Below are 17968 nucleotides of genomic sequence, written 5' to 3'. Positions count from 1 at the left end.
CCGTCGGCGGGAGGGGTCGGCCGAAGGCCGGGGTGGGTTTGCAGGGGAGCACGCGAAGCGCGGGCGTGGGTTTGCACGGGGACCCCGCATGCTGGGGTTAGGTTTGAACAGGACGCGGGATAGATTTCTTCATCAACCCTTCATGAGGGTGTGGTATTGTTTCCCTAAGGATGGATTCCGTCCCTGAGAATTTCTCGCGCGGAGGATCGTATGCGAATACTGCTCATTGAAGACGAAGCCGCCCTGTCCGCAGGCATCAAGCGCGGTCTGGAGGAAGAACACTACGAAGTGGACGCCGCGCTGGATGGGCGCGAGGGGCTGGAGATGGCGCGGTCGCGGCGCTATTCGGCGATCGTGCTGGATGTAATGCTGCCGAGCATGGATGGGTGGACGATCTGTCAGGAACTGCGCGAATCGCGCGATTCGACGCCGATTTTGATGCTCACGGCGCGCGACGCCGTGGATGACCGGGTGCGCGGCCTGGAGATGGGCGCCGACGATTACCTGCCCAAGCCCTTCGACTTCAGCGAGATGCTCGCGCGTATCCGATCGCTGCTGCGACGGGACAAGATCCACAAAGAGCGCGTCATCACCATCGCCGACTTGCGCATGGACACCGGCGCGCGGACGGTGACGCGCGGAGGGCGCCCGATCACCCTGACCGAGCGCGAATATACGCTGCTGGAGGCGCTCGCCACACATGAAGGCCGCGTGCTCAGCCGCGAAGCCATTCAGGAGCGCGTATGGCTGGATGAGGACAGCTACTCGAATACCGTGGATGTCCACATCGGGCTGCTGCGCAAGAAGATCGATCAGGATCAGACCGTCAAGCTGATCCATACGGTGCGCGGCATGGGTTACACGCTGCGGCGGGAAAGCGGCGACGCATGAACCCTGTGCGGTGGATCGGCGGCTCGATCCGAATCCAGATCATCCTGTGGAACGTCTGCGTCCTGGCCCTCATCCTCGCGCTGCTCGGCGTCACCCTGCGGTACACGCTGCACGCCAGCCTGATCGCCGGCGTCGACCGGGAGATGACCAACCGGTCGATGGGGCGAAACCATATTCCGCCCCCCGATCAGCGCGCGCTGGGCTTCGGCGGCGGTCCGCCGCCCGGACCGCCCAACGACGCCGCTCCCATGCAGTTGGGCTTTGGCGAAGCGCAAGGCCGGGCGGGGCAGCCGGGTCAGGCGCAGGGCGGACAGCCCCCACAATGGCTGGAGCGAGGCGTCCTTCATCTGATGGACGCGCAAGGGCCGCGCCGGCCGAACGTCGGCCGGCCTCCCATGGAGCGTTCGATGGACTTCCAGCGCCATGACTTTTTCTCGCACGCGACGGTCACGCCCTACGATCTCGCCAGCTTCCTGCGCTCGACGCAGGGGGAAAGCTTACACACCACGGTATTTCAGGACGGAGAAGAACTGCGCGTTTACTCGACGGTCATCCGGGAGGACGGGTCGCCCGGCTCCAGTGCGCCCCCCGGCTCCGGCCCGGTCGTGGGCGTCCTGCAAATGGCGCAGCCGCTCACGGATGTCAACCAGGAAGTCGGCGACCTGACCCGGACGCTGATGACGCTGATCCCGCTGGGCCTGATCATCACGGCGCTCGGCGGCGCGTTTCTGGCGAACCGGGCGCTGCATCCGGTGCAGCAGATCACGAAAGCGGCGGAGCGCATCGGCGCGCAGGACCTCTCTCGCCGCCTGCCCGTGACGGGACGCGACGAGTTCTCGCGCCTCGCCGGGACATTCAACGCCATGCTGGAGCGGATCGAGCGCGCCTTCGCGCAGCAGCGACGGTTCACCGGCGACGCCTCGCATGAACTGCGCACGCCGCTCGCGGTCATCAAGCTCAACACCAGCCTCGCCCTGCGCGGACAGCGCACCGCCGAGGAGTACCGCGAAGCATTGGAAACCGTGGACAAAGCGGCGGACCAGACCACGGGGATCGTCCAGGACCTGCTGCTGCTGGCGCGCGCCGACACCGGCCAGATCCGGGCCGATCAGGCGCCGACGCCGGTGGAGGACGCGATGGACGCCGCCTGGGAGTTGGCGCGGGGCGCGGTGGATTGTCCGCCGATGCTGCATACCGATCTCGCGCCCGATCTGAGCGTGCGCGCGCGTCCCGACGATCTGACGCGCCTCCTGCGCAACCTGCTGGACAACGCCGTGCGCCACACGCCCCCGGACGGCTCCATCACCATCGCCGCCCGCGTCGAAAACCGGCAGGCGAAGATCTCCATCACGGACACCGGCGAGGGAATCGCTCCCGAACATCTCCCGCACATCTTCGAGCGTTTCTACCGCGTGGACGCCGCCCGTGGGTCCGCGCGCGGCGGTACGGGCCTGGGCCTGGCGATCTGCGAGGCGATCGCACAGGCCAGCGGCGGCTCGCTCGCGATCGACAGCAAGCTCGGCGCGGGGACGACGGTCACGCTCACCCTTCCGGCGGCCCCCAAGGCGGCGAACCCCACAAAAATTCACGCGCGCACTCCCCCGCGTATTTCTTCATGATCGCTTCATCTAACACGGATATGATAGAGACAAGCCGCTCGGAGACAACGATGTCTTCGCAGCGAACATCATGAAATGAGCGAAGAAGGAGCCGGACCATGCAACGCAAAATGATTTCTCTTCTCGGAGCCGCGGGGCTGATGGCGATGACGACCGTCGCGGCGGTCTCACAAAACAATGTCGGCGGAAACGGCGCGCCGCCGCCGCCGCGAGCCGGCCACGGACGAGGCGTCGGCGGCCAGGTCACCGACGTGGACACAAAAGCGGGAACGATCTCCATCGCCAGCCGCTGGGATGAAACGCAGACCGTGAAGATCGGCGCCGGCGCCAAGATCCTCGCCCGCAAAGACACCACTGTCGGCGGCCTCAAAGTCGGCGACACGATCCAGGTCAACGGCGTGTTCTCACAGCTCACCGCCTCGTCCATCCAGGCGGGCGATCTGCCCGACATGCCGCCTCCGCCGATGGGCGCCGGCCGCCGTGGACTCGGCGGTCCGAACAATCGGCGCGGCCCCGGCGGCGCGGACGCCTTCGGCGGTCCCGACATGATGGGCGGCCCCGGGGCTCCCGGAGCCTCGGGCTTCATGGATGGACCGGGCGCTCGCGGCATGCGAGGCGGCCCCGGCGGCCCAGACGCGATGGACGGCGGACCGGGTGGACCTGGCGGTCCCGGCGAAGACGGCCCTCCGCCGCCGGACCAGGGCGCGGAGTTCGGCGACCAGGCCACGCCCCGCATTCGCGGACGGCATGTCGCTTCCAGCGCCCGCACCATCGCGGATGAAGGCCCCGGCCAGCCCGGCGGCCCGGGTGGCTTGGATCGCGATAACCGCCCCGGCGGTCCCGACGACTTCGACATCGCGGGAGCGCCCCCGCCGCCTTTGGCCGGCCGTGTCGGCGACGATCCGATGGGCGACGGCCCACGCGGCGAAATGGGAATGCAGGACGGCCCGCGCGGCGAAGGCCCAATGGGCGGCGAGATGCGCGGCGGCCCGCGCGGACAGGGCCGAATGGGCGGCGGCCCACGCGGCGAGCGCCTCATGGGCGGACCTGGCGGCGGCGGGATGGGCGGACACGCGCATCTGTCCGGCAAGATCGTCTCGCTCAGCCCGCTGACTATCGCCGTCAGCGACAGCCTCTCGCTCGTGATCAAAACCGACGCCAAAACTCACGTCACCAAGATCGTCTCCGAATCCCTGGGCGACATCAAGAAAGGCGATCGTGTCTTCGCCACCGGCAGCTTCAGCAGCGATGTGCTGAACGCCAAATCGGTCTCGGTGAATCTGGAGCCGTAAGATCGGACGGACACATTCGGTCTAAGGAATACTCCCGGTCCTGAAAAGGACCGGGGATATTCTTAGGCTGGTGATGTGAAATATGGAAACCTACCGTGCGGTTCGGCTCATCATGGGATCGTTGGCGATGTCGACCTTGGACACATGGATCGCGCCATGCCGGCAAATATCCTGCGGACTGGGCGTGACGTCGATGGCGAAGAGGCTGCCCTTCACGCAATCGAAGCGCGCTTTCCAGCTGCCGGAACGGCCGGGAATGGTGAACCGGATCGTCGCCAGGTGGTAGTCGTCGTCCTGCAATGGAAAGCAGGGGCCGGCGTTTCGGGTGGTCTTGCCGTGGGCGCGCGTGTAGAGCCGGATCTCGCGGTATCCGGGGCTGCGCTGCACGTGATTGATCGCGCGGACCTGGTCCCGAAAGATCGAGCCGGCTTCGCCAGGCAGCGCTTCGTCCAGCGCGCCCAGAAGGGCGCGCTCTAGCGGAGCAAGCGGCGAAAACAAATGCAGCAGTGGCTGGAATAGAGGTTTCATGGTTACTTCGCGGCGTTTTTACATCGTGGATTGTCGAGCGTAGAGAACAGCTAGATATTACCCATTTTCAGCCTATTTTGACACTCAGGCTTTCGGTTCTCCCGGTTGACTTTGCGCGTGGATCGGCGGATAATAGGGCAGCATCGACGCCAGAGGAGCACACCCAATGAACCCGCTTTCCCCGTCCCCTCGTCTCGCCGTCTCGACATGGAGTCTGCACCGTCTCCTGGGCCTTCGTTTTGACGACGCCGACGGGCGTCGTGTTCCCACGCCTGGCTGGGGCCGGGCGCGGCGGCGCTTCTGGACATTCCCGCACAGGCCGCCGCGCGCGGGATCGGCCAGATTGAGATCTGTCATTTTCATATCCCCAGCACGGACGCCGCGTATCTTGGCGAACTCAAAGCGTCGCTCGCCGCATCGAACATTCAGTGCCTGACTCTGCTGATCGATGAAGGCGATCTGACCCATCCCAGCCCGCAGGCCCGCCAGACGGACATCGAGACGGTCCGGCGATGGATCGCGGTCGCCGGCGAGCTTGGCGCGGCGCGCGTCCGCGTGATCGCGGGAAAATCCGCGCCGGACGCAAGCGGCGACATGCTGCGACTCAGCGCCCAGCATCTGCACGAACTGGCCCAGTACGCCGGCGACCACGGCGTCCGCGTGGTGACGGAAAACTGGTTCGCCCTGCTTGACCGCCCCGCCGAAGTGCTCCATCTGCTGGAGGCGCTCGACGGCGAAGTCGGCCTGCTGCTCGATTTCGGCAACTGGACCGGCGAGCGCAAGTACGCGGATCTGGCGCAAATCGCGCGCCTCGCGGAATCCACGCACGCCAAAGCCAACTACGACGCCGACGGCAATCTGCAAACCGCCGATTACGCCCACTGCCTCAAGATCTGCGCCGACGCCGGATTCCAGGGTCCGCACTCACTGATCTTCGACTCGGCGGGCGACGAATGGACCGAAATCGCCAAACTGCGCGACTTCGTGCTCGCGGCGCTATAGATCTCTAAAACCGCCACTCCAGATCTTCGACCGGCATTCGGCGGTGGGTCCAGTTGAGCTGCCGCTCGGTCAGCCGGCGATCGACGAACCACCAGGGATACGCCACGGGGTCGATGATGCGAAATGTCCGGCGATAGTTCTGGATGGCGGGAAACGCGGGCGTAAAGCCGCTGCGGTGCAGTGTGAGAAACAGCGCGAGGAGGCGGACGCGCAGCTTCACGGCGCTGGCGTTCTCCTGCGGAATCGAAAGGGTTTGGGAGAGCTCGAACACCTCGCGCTGCGCCAGGTGCATTCCCACGGTGTCGATGCCCTTCAGGATGCCCAGCTTATCCGAGATATCCGCTTCGGGAAGCCGCGTCGTCAGCGTCATCACATAGCGCTCAATGCTGTCCGCCCACCCTTCCTCCACCTTCCGCGCCACTGCGGAAAGCTCATCCATATTGCCCTCGTGCTCGAGGTGAGCGCGCAGGTGCGTCTCCGCCCACTCCCACCGCCGCACGATGCGGCGCGGAAGCACCGTCGTTTCCGAGCGCGGGCAAATCCGGCAAAGATTTCCACGCACGCCCAGCAGCCGGCTGTACGCGTACTCCAGCCGCTGAGGGTTGGAGCGTGGGTCCAGAAGGCTTTCCACGTGACGCGCGTACTCCTCCACCATCGCGCTGAGCGCATCCAGAGAAATCTCAGAATGCTCCTCGGAATCGCGTGGAGTCGTCTTGTCCGAGCTGCGCTCTCGCACCATAACCGCCATAAGAGTAACCTCTCGTTCAATCACTGACGTGAAAGTAACCTGTCTTACTCGGATTATCGGCGGGCGGGCGCTCGCTCTCTATCACTAATTTCGCGGGGATCGTCGATCAATCGCGCCGGACCCACCAGGCCCAGGCGATCAGCACGAATTGGAGAGGGAGACGCAGCCAGAGCAGCAGCGAGGAAAAATGCTGTCCGTTGATCGGAACGTGGTGGGTCGCCATAAAAACGTTGGCGGGAAATACGGCGAGATACAGCGCGATCAAACCGACCGCCGCCGCGCGCCGCACGCGCGGGACGAGCAGTCCAAGGCCGCCCAGCGCTTCAAAGAATCCGCTGATCAGCACCAGCGCCCGGTGCGCCGGCAGATAGCTCGGCACAATGCTGATAAACGGCTCCGGATGCAGAAAATGCAGGCATCCCACCCAGATCATGACGCCGGCGAGAACGACGCGCAAAATACGACGCGCGACGCGCCCTGCGGGGTGATCAGTGTTTGAGGCGAGTGTCGAGGGCGTTGTTGGCGTCACGGAAAGCCTTCCAGTATTCATCGTTCGTATAGCCGGAGGCGTGCGGATAATGTCCATCGGTGAAAGCGCTCGCGCTCCAGATCCAATATCCCGCTCCCTCGCCGGCGGCTCTGGCGGCCAGGTCAGGGATCTGCGGCGGCGTGATCGGCTTTACCCATAGTCCGGGAATGTAGAGCGCCGGCAGCGCGCTCGTTCTGATGTTGGCGATCTGTCCCGAGGTCTTGGAGAAGTCTCCCGAATACTCCGTCTCGGAAAAGACGAGCGCCGGCCGCTGAGGAGTTCCAAATCCAGCGGCGAGACCGGGGATCGCCTCCAGATCCAGCAGGTTCCCAAACAGAAAGTGCGGCGCAACCGCCGCCACGCGCTTTCGGATTCCGCGCAAGATATCGGAAACTCCCTGCGCCTGCCACCGGGCGTAGTCGCCCTCCAAGCCGTTCTCCGCGATCCATGCGGGGCGATTGTCCAGATCGACTTTAGCCGCCGCCGGCGCCCCTCCAAGACGGGCGCTGACGAATCGGCGCCAGCAGTCATCGCAGTAGCATGGCCCGGGATAACGCGTGGCGTCGGCGCCGTACATCTCCACATCCACGACCAATCCCGTCAATCCGGCGCGCGCCGCGATCTCCGCCCGGTCGCCAACGACCGCATTCCAATACGGCGCCGACAAAGGGCACGGAGCATGTGTCCAGCGCGCCTTGCCTCCAGGCTGATATTCGCCGAACTGCGCGTTCGCGTAACGTTCGTCCGAGCCGTAAGGCCAGCTCACGATCACGCGCAATCCATGCTGCTTCTGGATCTTCGCCAGAGTCTGCGCCATCCTGGGCCACCCATCCGCCGAGTGAGCGGCGCCCATCGTGTGCATGAGCACAGTGTTGAAGCCCGATTGCGTGATTCGGTCAAGCAGCGCGCCGTTGGTTTCATCGCCCGTCATCGCATACATGGCCCGGATACGGTCGCGCAGGATCCAATCATAGTCGGACGCGACGGCGCCGCGAGGCTGCGCCGGAGAGATTCGCGGCTTGAGAACGGGACGGGGTGAAGCCTGGACGACGACGCCCGCTATGGTTCGTCCCCAGACCTCAACGCCGCCGATCTCGATCCGGTCGCCGCTTTGCGGCGCGCAGCGCAGGCGCACTCGGACGTAGCGCGCCGGCTTCTCGATCGAAGGCGATGTCACGGAATATCCGCCGTCCACGCTTTCTCCCGGCAGGAGCGGATTGTCGGCGTCCCCCACCGGTTCCCAGAAGCCGGCGCTCGACTTCAAGGAAACGCGATATCCGTTAAAATAGGAGCGCTTCGCGGGATCGCTCGCCGCGCTCCGGACGATCACCCGGTCGACCTGGCGAACGCCCCCAAGGTCCAGATCGAGGATAAGGAATTTGTCGGCGTAAAACCCATCGGCGGATCGGACGGTTTGCGGATGTCCGCCGCCGATCAAGGCGCGCGCGACGCCGGCGGGAATTGGGGATCCGGCTGTCGCGCCGTTATTACCCGTGGGGGGCGCCGAGACGGCGATGCGAACGCCGGGCTTGCGCGCCAGATCGACCGCGCCTCTGGCGCGCGCCGGGAGTTCGGCCAGCTGGCGCGGATCACGGACAGGCGGCGGAACAAGCCCAGGCGGAGGCGCGCCCGCCGCGATGGCGCCGAGCGGATCGCCGGTAATCTCCACCTCCGACAAACTCATCCATGGCTTCGCGCTTTCGCACACCAGCAGCACATAACGCCCGGTGAGCGGCGGACCATGGTAAGCCGCCCCGCCGCTCACATCCAGCGGAATGGCGGCGGAGGCGCTTAGCCCGGCCTCGGTATCGGAGACATGAGCTTCGACTCGATCGAAATCCGTCTGTGAGCCTGCCAAGGGCCAGACGGCCAGGCTCGTCACACGCGCGGAGCGGCGCAAATCGAATCGCACCGTGATCCGCTTGGTCATATTCGACCAGAACCATGACTGGACCGCCTTACCGTCACGCCGTCCATCCGTCAGCGCCGTGGAGGTATCCCGCCATGGCGGACCGTCCGCATACCCTTCACGGATCGCCGCGACGCCGGCGCCGGGAATCACTTGGCCCGGATAGATATACCCGGACAGCGCAACACTGTACGAAGCGGCGGCGGCAAGATTGTCCGCGCGCAGACGAGCGCATCCACCGCTCACCACCAAGCACAGCGCCGCAATCGACAGCATCGTCGCGTAACGCCTCGAAGTTTTCATAGGGCTTGGAATGATCCGGCGCGTTTTGTTCCGGAAACGCAAGCAAAACGGCGAACGCTCCCGCCGCGCGGCGCCATCCTTGGCATGCGCGCGGCGAGAGCGTTCTGGTGATATTCGAATGACGGCGTTTCTGTTAGCTGCCGCGATGGTAGACTTCGGCGGCCGGCGCGCGATGGCTGTGATAGCGATGCATGCGGTGGCTCAGTCGGCGCCAGGAGCTATACCGATGGTGGCGCGTGATGCGCGCATAGCGGCGGTGATGGATAGGCGCGGCGATCCGGACAGTCTTGGTCATCGTGCGATGCGCCAGGACCGGCTGCGGGGCCGGGGCGGGCGCGGGAGTCGCTTCGGCGGTCTGGGTGGGCGCCGGGGCCGGGGTGACCGTGGTCGTCGTGGTCTGCGCCACCTCGCTGCTGGACGAAGTCGCGATGGGCGACAGGGTCGGAAGCGGGGACGGAGCCAGAGCGCGCGCCATCAGATCGTTATCGCGGCGGGAGACAGCCTGCGCGTACAGGTTCGAATCCGGAGGCGGAACGCCCAGATACGCCGTCTTGTACTCTTTGATTTCGGTGATGTTGTTCTGCGCGTCGTAGATCTGGCTATCCGTCAGGCCATACTTCTGGCCCATGGCGGCGAATGACCATCCCCGGTTGGCGTCCTCCACGATCTGGTTGAACGGCACGCCGGCCTTCTCCGCAATGTTGGCGAACATGGCGATATGGCTGTCGTCCCATCCCTGGGCCTTGGCCGCCATCAGGTCGGTATAGTCATAAGGCTTATTCAGCAGGATGCTGTAATTGGCCGGCGAGGATGCGGTCCAGGTGGACTGAGTGGTCGTCGTCGACATCGCGCTATCCGAAGCCTGCACGCCTGTCGGCGTCGGCGCGGTGGTTATGGCCGGCGTATTGGTGGTCGGCTCCATCGGCGCGGTGGCGCTCGTTTGCGCGTGAGCGCCGGAAACAACGGCAAGGACAACGGCGACAGAGTTAGCGACAATCCATTTGTGAGCTGACATTGGTAAACACTCCTTGTTTGGAAAACTCAGGGACGATGTGGCTTGGTAGTGCAACCCGCAAGCTTACGGCATAATTTGGAGAATTGAAAATTCCCCGCTACGTTTGACATATAACCAAATCAAAAAGCAGCTAAACATCCATAATCATTTTTTCTAAGAATCTTATTGCTGCATTCGCTTTACAACATCATCTCCATCACGGAGTTTTCCGTCCAGCAGCGCAATGAGATCCCTATGTCCGCCTTCGACAGCCTGAGTCAGCGCCGAATCGCCCCGGCAGTCGAGAATATAGACATCCGCCCCACCCTCGATCAGCGCCCGCGCGGCTTCGAGACGCCCCATCGCCGACGCCGCCATCAGCGCCGTCCATTGTGAATCGCTTGCGCCATTCGGATCCGCCCCATGCTCAAGCAGCAATTGGACCGTGTCGGCGTGACCCGCGAACGCCGCTTCCATCAGCGGAGTCGTCTCATTACTATCGTGCGCTTCTATGTTGGCGCCTCGGCTCAGCAGGTAAAGAATAATGTCGTTAGCTCCTCCTCCGGCGGCGCACGCCAAGGCGGCGTCTTGCGCCTCTTCATATACCAAGAGGGCGCCGGCGTCAAGCAGCATCCACGCCATTTGCGATCGCCGTTTTGACATCGTATGACTGAGCGCCTCGAACAATGTATGCGGGGAGCGATCAATGGCGGAATGCGCAAGCAGCAGACGAACGATTTCGGTGTAACCATGCGAGGCCGCAACCACCAGCAGCGCAAAATGGGGCTCTTCTTCTTCGACATATTCCATGTGGACCAGCCACCACTGAACCGTCGTAAGATGCCCGCATTCGACGGCGACGGCAATTCCGTACCCATCTCGGTCGAAATTCTTGATTTGAGATCGGTGCTCGTAGAAAAGAGCGAGCACGCTGGTTTGCCCGGCGCTGGACGCCGCCTCAATTGGGCAGGCCACATCATCCATTCGAACGCGCGGAGTTTTGACGGCGTCTGTGGAGGCGCCGTGGTTAATCAGCAGTTTGACAACCGAAACATGACCGAGCGCGGCGGCCAGTGACAGCGCCGTGTAGTAAAGCTCGTCCGTCCCGCAGGCGACTGCTTCGGTGTCGGCGCCGTGTTCCAAAAGCAGAACCGCCATTTCTGCATGACCGCCAAACGCCGCGCCCATCAGCGCGGTGCGACTGTCATCGCCTCGCGCATTGACATCCACTCCTTCCCCCAGAAGCGCGCGGACCCGATCCATTTCCCCACGCTCGGCTGACTGCACGAGCGCGATCTGCTTGCCGCACACTTCCCGGAGGAGACCCTTGCATTGAGGATTTGAGCGACGGCCGCTGGCGAGCGTCAGCGCGGTCTTGCCATCGGTCCCGACAATATCGATCCGCGCGCCGCATTCGAGCAGCAGACGCGCTATCTCGTGATCGCCACGCGAAGCGGCGAACATGAGCGGCGTCCATCCGAATTGATCGCCCACGTTCACGTCCGCGCCGCCTTCCAGCAAGGCCCGGACTTGCTCGATGTTTTTCGCGTAAATTGCGTCGATCAATGTCGTCATGAATTCTCTCCAAAGTTGTTCACGGATATTATACCAAATTGTAAACGTAAAAGGTACACTAACATAAGGAGGCACAGATGAATCACGGAACAATTGAGCTGTTTCGGCCGGTAGGAGTAAAGGAGCTGGAGCTTATTCGGGAGAGCGGATTTCGGGCGTTTCCGCCGCGTCTTTCGTTTCAGCCGATCTTTTATCCGGTTCTCAACGAGGAGTACGCGGCGCAGATTGCGCGGGACTGGAACACGCGGGATGAGGCGTCGGGGTACGCGGGGTATGTCACGCGGTTTCAGGTCGATTCCGAGTATCTGGCGCGTTACGAAGCGCAGATCGTCGGCGGCTCTCAGCATGCGGAGTACTGGATTCCCGCCGGAGATTTGGAAACGTTCAATCAAAACATTGTCGGACTCATCGAAGTCGTCCAGGAATTTCACGCAGAGCCATGACCACCTCCCCAGGTAAGACCCGGCGGCGACGGATCGTACTGTTATCGCTGCTCGTCGCCGCCATTCTGATCGCGATCTTTGGCTCGTGGAGGCATTCCGTCATGAGCGCGCAGCTCGCGCCGGGCGCGGCGGATGCGATTCGACGGGCGCTGGGGGACAATGGGGAGCGGCGTCTGGTGCAGGTGATCTCGCCGGGAGACGCGGACAGCGCCGCCAGCGCGGGGACGCATAAGTCGTCGGGAACGATCGATGGACAGCCGTACGGCCTGGCGTTCGATCTCATGATCGCGCCCGGGGAGGATCCCGACGCCGATACGCGGGCGCTTCGGCTCCAGGGCGTCGCCGCATGGCGGCGCGGGCCGGGCGCGCCCGGGGGACCGGCGGGACTGGGTCCGCATATCCATTGCGTCTGGCCCGGCGCGCCAACGACGAACGGGCAGAACATCGAGCAGATCAGCAGCTTTGTCCATGGGTACCGGGGGCTGGCCGACGCGAGCCGGCCGCGCGCCCAGTGGATCGACCCTTCCATTCAGGACGACGAGCGGGCAAAGGTGCGGGAAATCTACGAAAGCGTCCATGGCGCCCATAGCCTTGACGGCGCCGCCACATACGATGCGCTGCATCGGGGGCGCTCCGGCGCGTGAACATGCTCGCATGTGATACAATACTCCATGGCGTCACCCACAACAGCGAAGCGAGTCATTGCCGGCATGTTTGTGCTGGCGTGTCCCCTCATCGCCATCTTTTGTATCATCAAGCCGAAGACTGCGCCGCCGGAGCCCAGTCATATCCCTCTCGTGGCGGCGACGCGCGTGAGCGCCGCGCCGCAATGGGCCGAGACGCCGCTGTCGGGAAACATCCCCTATCAGTGGTACTCGCAGAGCTCCTTTCTTTACTGCCGCTACGATCACTCGCTGGGAGCGGCCACCGTCTCGCGCGGCGAGCATGATGTCACCGGCGCCGTGCTGCGCTCGTGGCAATCGATCGGCGGCGATTTGGAGGACACGGGACCGACCGGGCCGGCGGACTGGATGCTGTCGCCGGATCGCCGCTGGCTGCTGACATACCTGGGCGTTCCCGGCAAACGCCGCTGGGCGGCGATCTCCCTGGATGGAAAGCAGCGCCGAACGTATCCGGCGCGCTTCGGCTTCCGGCCGCTGGTTTGCTGGAAAGGCGACAGCTCCGGCTGGGTGGAGCTGTTCCTGGGTAGCGCCGGTCCCACCGCCGCGTCGTACAGCGTCGCGGCGAACGCCCCCACGCCCTCGCTCACGCCCCTGGCGACCAATCACGAAGGATACTACGGCCGGCCCGTGCCGCTGGGCGGAACCATCGACAACGGGATCGTTATCGCAACATGGGCGGAAGACGAACGGCACCGGGTGCCGATGCACATCATTCATCCGGGAAGCTCCAGCATCCCTTCCGTCCGCACAAAAGTCTTGCTTCCCCGCCAGGCGGATTTTATGGAGATCGAACTGTCGCCCGACGGGCGGAGGCTGGCGTGGGTGTTCGTCGTTCCAAATCATCGCCGGCACGGTCTTCGACTGCCTTTTTTCAAATCCTCCACCCCGGACATCGACCAGCAGCTCTGGGTCAGCGACCTCGACGGCGGCAAAATGCACCGGATCGCCGCCGGGGATTCAGTGAGCAAGGAAGAACTCACGACGATCCACTTCGTGCGCTGGCTGCCGGACGGCAAAACGCTGAGCTTTGTGGACCACGATTCCATTTACACCGTCACGTCCGAGTAACGGCGCGGGAAGGTGTACTTTCCGCGCGGATTCGCTATACTGATAGCGCATCACCGCATGGCGTGCGCCATGCGCCGACAAGGACGATCACACACCATGAAGAAATTTCTGCCCATTCTTTCCGCCGCCGCCGCAATCGGCGCGCTCGCCGGCTGTCACAAAGACGAAACGCCGCCGCCCCCGCCAACCACAACGGTCGTGACCACCGCGCCCACGCCGGCGCCCGCCGCGCCGACGGTGACCACCACTCCCGAACCGGCCGGCCCAAAGACAGCTCCCGCGGCCAAGGCTCCCGCAGGTCCGCCCGCCATCGTCTATAAACCCGGCGCGACGATCACGACCAAGAGCGGCCTTAAGTACCAGGATATCGTCGTGGGGACCGGCCCGGCGGCGAAGGCCGGCGACACCGTCGCCGTCCACTACATCGGCAAGCTCACCGACGGCACGAAGTTCGACGCTTCTCGCGACCACGGCGACACCCCCTTCGAATTCCCGCTCGGCGCGGGGCAGGTCATTCCCGGATGGGACGAAGGCGTCGCGGGCATGAAAGTCGGCGGCAAGCGCAAACTGATCATCCCCGGAGATCTCGCCTATGGCCCGGCCGGCTCGCCCCCAACCATTCCCCCGAACGCCACCCTCGACTTCGAAGTGGAACTAGTCGCGATCAAGTAAGATCGCGGCGAAAAAAAGACCATCACAGAAATTGTGATGGTCTTTTTTTATCGCGAGGCTTGCCGAACGCGATTATCTGTTCGGCGGATAAACGCCCGGCTGTTCGGGTTCGCCGGCCGACGGCTGCCAGGCGGGAGGCTGGGCGGCGTCGGAGGCCGGAGGAGGCCAGGCCGGCTGAGCCGTGTTTGCGGCGGGCGCCGGCCAGGCGGCCGGCGGAGCCGTTTCGGCGACCGGCGGGGGCGGCCACACTCCGGCCGGAGCGGGAGAGTAGCCGAACTGGGCGGACGCCATCGCCGCCTGCTGACGCTCCGCCTGCTCGATGCGCCGCAGTTCCGAGATCGCCTGCAATCCTGGGAAGATGCGGAAGAGCGCATAGACGTGGAACGCAACCGAGAGCCAGCTTTGGAAGACAAGCAGCAGCAGGGCGTCCACCACATACAGCGTTATGCCGACGATAAAGGCCCACTTCCTGCCTTGTTTCGCCTGCATATTGAAAAGCACCCAAACGGCGGCGACGATCAGGTCAAAACCGAATGCGATGGCGTGTCCCACCGCGGTCGTCGGCATGTCATCGATGAGTTCCGTCAGCCCAAGTCCCAGAATAAAATGCCACTGGGCCCCGGTCATCGCAATCACCGCGTTGACCAGAGACATTCCGGCGATCCACAAGAACCAGCTGGAGCCGTTCCCAATCCGGGCCAGCGCAGAAGCCTTTTGCGCGCTGAGCGCATTCCCTGGCATCATAACTAAACCTCCATCAACAAAGAAAAGTAACCCTACAATACATTAGCAAATCTCTGCGTCGACGCGCAGTCACTCACTATACCATATGACTTCCCTCTTCGCCAGAAATCACTGATTGCGGGGTAAATTACTGGGAGATTACAGTCCGAAGAGGTTTGTTCCATGGATGAGAGAGACGGGATGACGGTGCAAGTTGGGGAGACACAGACATTTCTCATGGATCGCGGAGCCGGCGCGCCGACGCTCTTGCTCCATGGCAGTCCCGATTCCTCGCATATGTGGCGTCCTTTGATCGAAGCGCTGCCCAGCGGGCGCCGATACATCGCTCCAGACCTGCCAGGCTACGGCCTGTCCACGGCCCCCGAGGATTTCGATTATTCGCTGGAAAGTCAAACGAAATGGGTGGACGGTCTGGTGGCGGCCCTGGAGATCGAGACCCCGGTCAACCTCGTCGTCCACGACTTTGGCGGCCCGTTCGGCCTGGCGTGGGCGGCGACCTATCCCGAGAAGGTCCGGCGGATCGTCATCTTCAACACCAATTTCTTCTCAGATTATCACTGGCATTCGTGGGCGCAAATGATGCGCGCGCCGATCGTGGGCGAGGCGATGATGGCGATCAACAGCGAGAAAGTATTTACGCAGACAATCGCCAAAACCGCGCCGCGCCTGCCGGCGGAGCATATCGCCGAAACGTTCCGGCTTTACACGCCCGCCGTGCGCCGGCATATCCTGCGCCTGTACCGCGCCACCGATCCGAAAAACTTCCGAGGCTGGGAAAACAAACTGCGCGCCGCGATCGCGCGCACGCCGACGATGGTGCTCTGGGGCGACCAGGACCCATTCATCGAGCCGCGCTACGCCGAGAAGTTCGGCGCGGAGCGCGTGGAGCACTTCCAGGAGTACAGCCACTGGCTGCCGGTGGAGGCTCCGCAGGAGATTGCTCGGCGGCTGGATGAGTTTTTTCAGGAGGCGTAAACGAGGCGGCATTCGCGAGGCGTGTTGATGCGCTCACGAAAATCTTCGCGCTCATCGAAAATAGCCCTTCACAGCGCCCCTCACGCCTCTACCCAGACCGGCGCGCGCTCCAGGCAGTCGCGTACGTCTTCCCAGCGATCGCGGTCCACGAAGAATACGCGGCCGCCGCGAGCGCCGGTGGGCTTGAAGTAGGGGAAGCGCGTGTAACCGCAGGCCGGAGCGGCGACGTAGCCGGCGACGTATTCGGGTTCGTCGGACCAGCAGAGCTCGGCCCGCGCTCCGGACCAGAGGACTTTGGTGGCGACGGCAAGGGCGTCGAGCGTGCGGAAATGGGTGAGGCCCCGCGCGGCGAGCCGGGCGGCGACGGCGTCGCGCGCGCCGGGCGCATAGTCGAAGTGGGTGGCGCGGACGCCTCGGGCCGTCGGCGGGTCGAGCCTGTCGCCGGTCAAGAGATCGAAGATCGCGGCGCCGCGCAGGGAGGCGTTCTCAGCCCCGAAGCCGTTTTGCAGGCTATGGAAGGCACAGGCGACAGCGCTGGGCGACACGCCTGCGTCCCGCAGCAAGCCCTCGGCGACGCGGCGCGCCTGCGTGGGATCGGGCGCGGGGATGGTCGTCAGCGGAAGTACGGGGACGCGGGCGAGCGCGACCGCGTCCACACGCTCCACGGTCAGGCGCACAAAGTCGGGCGGAACACCGCGCGAGAGAGCGCGGGCGATCAGCGCGGCGGCGGCGGCTTCCGTTTCCGATGCGAAGACCAATCGCTCCGCGCCCGAAAGATGCGCGCCGCCGTCCTCATGCGCGCCGCCCAGCGCCGCCCGCATGCGCACGCTGTAGAGGATTTCCCCGCTCACGTGCGCGATGGCGGCGCGACGATCGTGAAGCCGAGGTCTTCGATCATTTTGTAGTCGTCCTCGGCGGACTGGCCTTTGGTGGTCAGGTAGTCGCTGACGAAGATCGAGTTCGCAGCGTAGAGGCCCATCGGCTGCAAGGTTCCCAGGTGCAGCTCGCGGCCGCCGGCGATGCGGATTTCGCGCGTGGGGTTCACGAAGCGGAACATCGCGAGCGCTTTGAGGCAGTAGCGCGGGTTCAGGTTCCATTTATTCGCGAACGGAACGCCGGGGATCGGGATGTAGAAGTTGAGCGGGATCGATTCGATCTCCAGATCGCGCAGGGCGAAGGCCATGGACACGACATCCTCGTCGCTTTCGCCCATGCCGATGATGCCGCCGCTGCACGGCGAGATCCCCGCGTCCTTGATCTCCTCCACCGTCCGCACGCGGTCCGCGTGGGTGTGCGTGGTGCAGATGCTGCCGTGGAAGTCCTCACTGGTGTTGAGGTTGTGGTTGTAGCGGTCCGCGCCGGCGTCGCGCAGCTGCTCGGCCTGCCCGTCTTTCAAGATGCCCAGACACGCGCAGACGCGAATGTTCATGGTTTCCTTGATCTCACGCACGGCGTCGGCGACATGCTCCAGATCGCGCTCGGTCGGGCCGCGCCCGCTGGCGACGATACAGAACGTGCAGGCCTTGCTGTCCACCGCCCGCTGCGCGCCCGCGAGGATCTCCTCGCGCGACACCATCGGATATTTCTCAATCTCCGCGTGGGAGATCTTGGACTGCGAACAGTAGTGGCAGTCCTCGGGGCAGAGGCCGCTCTTGACGTTCATCAGATAGTAAAGCTGGACGGTGTTCCCGAACGCCGCCCGGCGCACCTCATACGCCGCCGCCAGCAGCGGCAGCAGCTCGGCGTCCGGCGCTTGCAGCGCCGCCAGCGCCGTCGCGCGGTCGATCGGCTCCCCCGCCAGCACGCGCGCCGCAACCGCGCTCCAATCGATATTTGTCGGCGTCGTGGGCGACAGCGGCTTCAGGCGTTCGATGATCTGCATGGAATGAATTTCTCTCCGTGGTCCGAGGCTTCGAATGCCTGTATGGTACTTGTTTCGGAACGGAGATGTCAAGAACGCACCTATTGACTACAGTCGTAGTTTCATGATATG

18 protein-coding genes are annotated in these 17968 nt (G+C 64.1%); 9 read left to right on the top strand and 9 right to left on the bottom strand.

What is annotated here, in order from left to right; translation table 11 throughout:
- Positions 1-210: 210 nt before the first annotated feature.
- From D5261_RS08560 to D5261_RS08550, 3 genes are all read left to right on the top strand, one after another.
- The gene (locus D5261_RS08560) at positions 211-891 is read left to right on the top strand and encodes a response regulator transcription factor (RefSeq protein WP_119322521.1); all 681 of its coding nucleotides are present in this window, start codon (positions 211-213) and stop codon (positions 889-891) included.
- Positions 888-2510 (top strand): sensor histidine kinase, encoded by a 1623-nt coding sequence (locus D5261_RS08555; protein ID WP_119322522.1) that lies wholly within the window; start codon positions 888-890, stop codon positions 2508-2510. Before D5261_RS08560 ends, D5261_RS08555 begins: the two co-directional genes overlap by 4 nt.
- Before the next feature lie 98 nt (positions 2511-2608).
- Positions 2609-3802: a hypothetical protein gene (locus D5261_RS08550; protein WP_119322523.1), complete on the top strand. Its 1194-nt coding sequence runs from the start codon at positions 2609-2611 to the stop codon at positions 3800-3802.
- A gap of 90 nt (positions 3803-3892) precedes the next feature.
- Here D5261_RS08550 and D5261_RS08545 read toward each other — a convergent pair whose 3' ends face one another.
- On the bottom strand, positions 3893-4330 hold the full coding sequence (locus D5261_RS08545; protein ID WP_119322524.1) for a hypothetical protein: 438 nt from the start codon (positions 4328-4330) through the stop codon (positions 3893-3895).
- Positions 4331-4606: 276 nt separating this feature from the next.
- Between D5261_RS08545 and D5261_RS08540 the strand changes: the two genes are divergently transcribed.
- A complete protein-coding gene (locus D5261_RS08540; protein ID WP_119322525.1) occupies positions 4607-5332 on the top strand; it encodes a sugar phosphate isomerase/epimerase family protein in 726 nt (241 codons plus the stop codon).
- 4 nt (positions 5333-5336) lie between these two features.
- On the opposite strand, the gene D5261_RS08535 is transcribed toward D5261_RS08540, so the two are convergent.
- From D5261_RS08535 to D5261_RS08515, 5 genes are all read right to left on the bottom strand, one after another.
- The gene (locus D5261_RS08535; protein WP_119322526.1) at positions 5337-6080 is read right to left on the bottom strand and encodes a hypothetical protein; all 744 of its coding nucleotides are present in this window, start codon (positions 6078-6080) and stop codon (positions 5337-5339) included.
- 106 nt (positions 6081-6186) lie between these two features.
- Complete coding sequence (locus tag D5261_RS08530; RefSeq protein ID WP_218025645.1) at positions 6187-6609, bottom strand: DoxX family protein; 423 nt, start codon at positions 6607-6609, stop codon at positions 6187-6189.
- Positions 6569-8821 carry a hypothetical protein gene (locus D5261_RS08525; protein WP_125206078.1) on the bottom strand — a complete coding sequence of 751 codons (2253 nt, stop codon included), beginning with the start codon at positions 8819-8821 and terminating at the stop codon, positions 6569-6571. The genes D5261_RS08530 and D5261_RS08525 overlap by 41 nt, the downstream gene beginning before the upstream one ends.
- Before the next feature lie 133 nt (positions 8822-8954).
- Entirely contained in the window at positions 8955-9836 is an 882-nt protein-coding gene (locus D5261_RS08520; RefSeq protein WP_119322528.1) for a hypothetical protein, read from the bottom strand.
- Between the two features lie 162 nt (positions 9837-9998).
- Entirely contained in the window at positions 9999-11390 is a 1392-nt protein-coding gene (locus D5261_RS08515) for an ankyrin repeat domain-containing protein (RefSeq protein WP_119322529.1), read from the bottom strand.
- A 77-nt stretch (positions 11391-11467) separates the two neighbouring features.
- On the opposite strand from D5261_RS08515, the gene D5261_RS08510 reads away from it, so the two are divergent.
- From D5261_RS08510 to D5261_RS08495, 4 genes are all read left to right on the top strand, one after another.
- Positions 11468-11833 carry a hypothetical protein gene (locus tag D5261_RS08510; RefSeq protein ID WP_119322530.1) on the top strand — a complete coding sequence of 122 codons (366 nt, stop codon included), beginning with the start codon at positions 11468-11470 and terminating at the stop codon, positions 11831-11833.
- Positions 11830-12477, top strand: a complete 648-nt coding sequence (locus D5261_RS08505; RefSeq protein WP_119322531.1) for a hypothetical protein — start codon at positions 11830-11832, stop codon at positions 12475-12477. Before D5261_RS08510 ends, D5261_RS08505 begins: the two co-directional genes overlap by 4 nt.
- Before the next feature lie 27 nt (positions 12478-12504).
- The gene (locus D5261_RS08500; RefSeq protein ID WP_125206079.1) at positions 12505-13584 is read left to right on the top strand and encodes a TolB family protein; all 1080 of its coding nucleotides are present in this window, start codon (positions 12505-12507) and stop codon (positions 13582-13584) included.
- 96 nt (positions 13585-13680) lie between these two features.
- On the top strand, positions 13681-14256 hold the full coding sequence (locus tag D5261_RS08495) for an FKBP-type peptidyl-prolyl cis-trans isomerase (RefSeq protein WP_119322533.1): 576 nt from the start codon (positions 13681-13683) through the stop codon (positions 14254-14256).
- Between the two features lie 72 nt (positions 14257-14328).
- Here the strand turns inward: D5261_RS08495 and D5261_RS08490 are convergent, their stop codons facing one another.
- The gene (locus tag D5261_RS08490) at positions 14329-15000 is read right to left on the bottom strand and encodes a hypothetical protein (protein WP_119322534.1); all 672 of its coding nucleotides are present in this window, start codon (positions 14998-15000) and stop codon (positions 14329-14331) included.
- A 180-nt stretch (positions 15001-15180) separates the two neighbouring features.
- On the opposite strand from D5261_RS08490, the gene D5261_RS08485 reads away from it, so the two are divergent.
- Positions 15181-15975 carry an alpha/beta fold hydrolase gene (locus tag D5261_RS08485; RefSeq protein WP_301002454.1) on the top strand — a complete coding sequence of 265 codons (795 nt, stop codon included), beginning with the start codon at positions 15181-15183 and terminating at the stop codon, positions 15973-15975.
- 80 nt (positions 15976-16055) lie between these two features.
- Here D5261_RS08485 and D5261_RS08480 read toward each other — a convergent pair whose 3' ends face one another.
- Complete coding sequence (locus tag D5261_RS08480; RefSeq protein WP_125206080.1) at positions 16056-16826, bottom strand: 6-carboxyhexanoate--CoA ligase; 771 nt, start codon at positions 16824-16826, stop codon at positions 16056-16058.
- Positions 16823-17857, bottom strand: coding sequence for a biotin synthase BioB (gene bioB / locus D5261_RS08475; RefSeq protein ID WP_119322537.1), 1035 nt, complete (start codon positions 17855-17857; stop codon positions 16823-16825). The genes D5261_RS08480 and bioB overlap by 4 nt, the downstream gene beginning before the upstream one ends.
- Positions 17858-17968 lie beyond the last annotated feature (111 nt).

This window comes from Capsulimonas corticalis (assembly GCF_003574315.2).
In the GTDB taxonomy this organism is placed as follows: domain Bacteria; phylum Armatimonadota; class Armatimonadia; order Armatimonadales; family Capsulimonadaceae; genus Capsulimonas; species Capsulimonas corticalis.
This window is presented reverse-complemented; position numbering and strand designations above follow the sequence as displayed.

Excerpts from the sequence above, each read along its gene's own strand:
- D5261_RS08520 (WP_119322528.1), bottom strand. The coding sequence starts at position 9,836 with ATGTCAGCTCACAAATGGATTGTCGCTAACTCTGTCGCCGTTGTCCTT.
- D5261_RS08535 (WP_119322526.1), bottom strand. The coding sequence starts at position 6,080 with ATGGCGGTTATGGTGCGAGAGCGCAGCTCGGACAAGACGACTCCACGC.
- D5261_RS08560 (WP_119322521.1), top strand. The coding sequence starts at position 211 with ATGCGAATACTGCTCATTGAAGACGAAGCCGCCCTGTCCGCAGGCATC.
- D5261_RS08525 (WP_125206078.1), bottom strand. The coding sequence starts at position 8,821 with ATGAAAACTTCGAGGCGTTACGCGACGATGCTGTCGATTGCGGCGCTG.
- D5261_RS08505 (WP_119322531.1), top strand. The coding sequence starts at position 11,830 with ATGACCACCTCCCCAGGTAAGACCCGGCGGCGACGGATCGTACTGTTA.
- D5261_RS08485 (WP_301002454.1), top strand. The coding sequence starts at position 15,181 with ATGACGGTGCAAGTTGGGGAGACACAGACATTTCTCATGGATCGCGGA.
- D5261_RS08515 (WP_119322529.1), bottom strand. The coding sequence starts at position 11,390 with ATGACGACATTGATCGACGCAATTTACGCGAAAAACATCGAGCAAGTC.
- D5261_RS08545 (WP_119322524.1), bottom strand. The coding sequence starts at position 4,330 with ATGAAACCTCTATTCCAGCCACTGCTGCATTTGTTTTCGCCGCTTGCT.
- D5261_RS08555 (WP_119322522.1), top strand. The coding sequence starts at position 888 with ATGAACCCTGTGCGGTGGATCGGCGGCTCGATCCGAATCCAGATCATC.
- D5261_RS08490 (WP_119322534.1), bottom strand. The coding sequence starts at position 15,000 with ATGATGCCAGGGAATGCGCTCAGCGCGCAAAAGGCTTCTGCGCTGGCC.
- D5261_RS08550 (WP_119322523.1), top strand. The coding sequence starts at position 2,609 with ATGCAACGCAAAATGATTTCTCTTCTCGGAGCCGCGGGGCTGATGGCG.
- D5261_RS08495 (WP_119322533.1), top strand. The coding sequence starts at position 13,681 with ATGAAGAAATTTCTGCCCATTCTTTCCGCCGCCGCCGCAATCGGCGCG.
- bioB (WP_119322537.1), bottom strand. The coding sequence starts at position 17,857 with ATGCAGATCATCGAACGCCTGAAGCCGCTGTCGCCCACGACGCCGACA.
- D5261_RS08500 (WP_125206079.1), top strand. The coding sequence starts at position 12,505 with ATGGCGTCACCCACAACAGCGAAGCGAGTCATTGCCGGCATGTTTGTG.
- D5261_RS08510 (WP_119322530.1), top strand. The coding sequence starts at position 11,468 with ATGAATCACGGAACAATTGAGCTGTTTCGGCCGGTAGGAGTAAAGGAG.